General features: G+C 66.9%; 3 protein-coding genes and 1 pseudogene. 1 reads left to right on the top strand and 3 read right to left on the bottom strand.

All coding sequences use genetic code 11. The annotated features are described in order from the left end of the window. The 3 genes and pseudogenes from AADI75_RS16000 to AADI75_RS15990 all read right to left on the bottom strand — a co-directional run. Positions 1-756 (bottom strand): transglycosylase domain-containing protein (locus tag AADI75_RS16000; protein ID WP_341209978.1); only part of this gene is annotated, 756 nt, incomplete at its 3' end. Positions 757-801: 45 nt separating this feature from the next. Next, positions 802-1,122, bottom strand: coding sequence for a multidrug efflux SMR transporter (locus AADI75_RS15995; RefSeq protein ID WP_028965514.1), 321 nt, complete (start codon positions 1,120-1,122; stop codon positions 802-804). Between the two features lie 242 nt (positions 1,123-1,364). Beyond that, positions 1,365-2,120, bottom strand: a pseudogene (locus tag AADI75_RS15990) (N-acetylmuramoyl-L-alanine amidase); the annotation flags it as partial. Positions 2,121-2,683: 563 nt separating this feature from the next. On the opposite strand from AADI75_RS15990, the gene AADI75_RS15985 reads away from it, so the two are divergent. Beyond that, positions 2,684-3,617, top strand: a 934-nt coding sequence (locus AADI75_RS15985) for a ribonuclease E/G (RefSeq protein ID WP_341209977.1), incomplete at its 3' end; no start/stop codon positions are given.

Genomic DNA, 3,617 nt, shown 5'->3' with positions numbered 1-3,617 from the left:
GTTCCTGACCATTTCGCGCAGCACGTAATTGCGCCGCTCCAGCGCGCGATCGGTGTCGCGGAACGGATCGTAGTTCGACGGCCCCTTGGGCAGGATCGCGAGATACGCCAGCTGCCCCAGCGACAGCTCGTCCAGCTCCTTGTCGAAATAGGCGTGGCTCGCCGCCTCGACGCCGTAAGCGTTGCGGCCGAGGAAGATCTGGTTGAGGTACAGCTCGATGATCTGCTGCTTGGTCAGCGTCTCCTCGATCTTGTACGCCAGCAATGCCTCGCGGATTTTGCGAGTTGGGGAATATTCGTTGCCGATCAGCAGGTTCTTGGCGACCTGTTGCGTGATCGTCGAGCCGCCGCGCGCACGCTGCCCGGTACCGAACTTGCGCGCATAGTCGAACACCGCACCCGCCAGCCCGGGGAAGTCGACGCCGTGATGCTCGAAGAAGGTCTTGTCCTCGGCGGCGAGGAACGCCTTCACCAGCAGCGGCGGATATTCGTTGTACGCCAGCTCGACGCGGCGTTCGCGGGCATAGGAATAGATCGGCGCACCGTCCGCCCCGCGCACATTGGTCGGCAGCGGCGGCTCATACGCCTTGAGCTTGTCGACCGACGGCAGGTCGCGCGCGAACACCAGCCAGAAGACGCCGAGCGCTACCGCCAGCAGCCCCAGCAGATAGGCGCCCCAGCGCACCCACCAGCGGCGCCACAGCGCGCGGAGAGAAATACGCCGAACGGGCACGGCAGCGGTCGGATCGGAAGCCATGTCGGCTTCGGCGTGTACGGTCTCGCCCGCCAAACGGCAACTCGCTCAGGCAGGCGCGAACAGTTTCGTGCCGACGACCCCGACGATGATGAGCGCGATGAACCCGATCTGCGCGGGCGCGAGCTTCTCGCCGAACAGGAACACGCCGAAGATCGTCACCCCGACCGCGCCCAGCCCGGTCCACACCGCATAGGCGGTCCCCGCCGGCAGCCCGCGCATCGCCATCGCGAGCAGCCCCATGTTGACGAAGCTGAGCGTGATCGGGACGGCCGACGCCAGCCACGATCCTTGCGTAGCAGCCCATTTGAGGCTGAGCGCCCAGACGATTTCGGTGACCACGGCGACGCCGAGGATGAGCCACGCCATGGCGGGGATCTCCTTGATTGCGGGCTCGACGGAAGAAGCGCAGCGGCCGGAAACCCGTAAGAGGCGCGCGCGGCGGGTCGGTTAGAAGTTAAGCATACAAAAGTCCAGCAACCTCCGTTTGCTTCGAGCAGGGTTCGAGCGCAGCCGAGAACCCGCCTGTCGAGAAGACGCCGCATGCAACCACCTCTCGACACGCCGTCTCGACTTCGCTCGACGGCTGCTCGAGGCGAACGGAACCGGCCCTACCGCTCCGCCATCCGCCGCGCGAAATACACGTCCACCGCGCGCCGCACGCTCTCGGCGATCTTCTCGCGCCCTTCCTTGCTGTCGAGGAACGCCGCGTCCGACGCGGTCGAAATATACCCCGTCTCGAACAGGATCGATGGCATGTCCGGTGCCTTGAGCACCATCAGCGAGGCGGTGCGGTGGAAGTTGCTCTTGATCGGGATCAGCGGCCGCGCCTCACGCCCCAGCAGCCGCGCGAACCCCGCGGAAGCGTTCATCGTCTCGCGCTGCGTCAGGTCGATCAGGATCGACGAGACGTCGGGGTCGCGGTCGAGCGTCACCCCGGCGATCACGTCGGCGCGGTTCTCGCGCGCCGCCAGCCGCGCCGCCTCGCGGTCCGATGCGACGTCCGACAGCGTATAGGCGGTCGCGCCGGTCGGCGTTCCGGTCCCGACGCTGTCGCAATGGACCGAGATGAACAGGTCCGCCTTCAGCCGCCGCGCGATCCCGAACCGCTCGCGCAGCATGATGAAGCGATCGTCGTCACGCGTCAGCGCCACGCGCACCCGCCCGCTGTCGACCAGCGCATCGCGGATCGCACGTGCGATCTTCAGCGTCACGTCCTTTTCGCGCAGTCCCGCCCCCGGATTGACCGCGCCCGGATCGCCCCCGCCATGCCCGGCGTCGATCACCACCAGCGGCCGCCCCGCCGCGCCCGCGATCCGCGGCAGCCGCACGCCGCGTGCCGGCGGCGGCACGCGCACCGTCACCGTGCGCGGGGTCGCCTCGCGGTGCGACTTCCATGGCAGGAAGTCGAGCTGCGGGTCGCCGCCGGCCGTCGGCGCGACCAGCGCCAGCAGCATCGCCGCGATCGTCGCTCCCGCTCTGCCTGCCATCGCCCCTTTCCCATATGCGCGCGCCATCATCATCGTGACGCTAGACTGCCAATGTTCCCGCGTGGTTAACGCGTTTGAATCATAAAAACGACCCGGTTGTAGCGGCAGCCAAGCGATGCTACGTGTCGCGATGACCGGAAATGTTGCGTGAAGGTCGCGCGACGCCGCTCCGGTGCCATCCCCCGCCCGGCGACGTGCCGGCCCCGGGGTCATCAGGTTGACGTTCGCAATGCCGCATTCCGCCCGATCGCTGTTCCGCCCGGCCCGTGCCGGCGGCGGCACGATCGCGGACGGCTTTTCCCGCTCGATGGAGCGGGCGGTAGCGCGAACCGCAGCAGACATCATCATCATCCGCGCGGCAGACCCCATCGGGCGGTCGGCCGCGCCTTATCGTCGCGCCCCCTCCCCTTCGGCGGAGGGCGGCGCGTGGAGAGTTTTCAATGACCACGCGTATGCTGATCGACGCACGCCACCGGGAAGAAACCCGTGTGGCGGTCGTCAAGGGTAACCGGATCGAGGAATTCGATTTCGAAAGTGCCGAGCGCAAGCAGCTCAAGGGTAATATCTATCTCGCCAAGGTGACGCGCGTCGAACCGTCGCTGCAGGCGGCGTTCGTCGATTACGGCGGCAATCGCCACGGCTTCCTGGCGTTCAGCGAGATCCATCCGGATTATTACCAGATCCCCAAGGAGGATCGCGAGGCGCTGCTGCGCGAGGAGGCCGAACACGCCGCCGAGGAAGCTGCGCTGCGCGCCGAGCAGGACGCGATCGACGACGGTGAATTCGGCGACGACGCCGAGGGCGACGATCACGACGACGCCGATCACGACCATGACCACGATCATGATGGCGACGAGGGCGACGCCCCCGCGCCGCGCCGTCGCGGCCGTTCGGGCAGCAACGACGATCAGGTCGAGGCGCTGCGCCAGCGCCGCATGAACCTGCGTCGCCGCTACAAGATTCAGGACGTCATCCATCGCCGCCAGGTCTTGCTGGTGCAGGTCGTCAAGGAGGAGCGCGGCAACAAGGGCGCCGCGCTGACCACCTATCTGTCGCTCGCCGGCCGCTATTGCGTGCTGATGCCCAACACGTCGCACGGCGGCGGGATCAGCCGGAAGATCAGCAACGCCGCCGATCGCAAGCGGCTCAAGACGATCATGGCCGATCTGCAATTGCCATCGTCGATGGGCTGCATCGTCCGCACCGCCGGGCTCCAGCGCACCAAGACCGAAATCAAGCGCGACTTCGACTATCTCGCGCGGCTGTGGGACGAAATCCGCGAAAAGACGCTCACGTCTAGTGCGCCGGCGTTGGTCTACGGCGACAGCGACCTGATGAAGCGCGCGATCCGCGACATCTACAACAAGGACATCG

The organism is uncultured Sphingomonas sp. (assembly GCF_964021865.1).
GTDB lineage: Bacteria > Pseudomonadota > Alphaproteobacteria > Sphingomonadales > Sphingomonadaceae > Sphingomonas.
The sequence above is the reverse complement of the archived record's forward strand: the minus strand, read 5'-3'. Positions and strand labels throughout refer to the sequence as shown.

Excerpts from the sequence above, each read along its gene's own strand:
- AADI75_RS15995 (WP_028965514.1), bottom strand. The coding sequence starts at position 1,122 with ATGGCGTGGCTCATCCTCGGCGTCGCCGTGGTCACCGAAATCGTCTGG.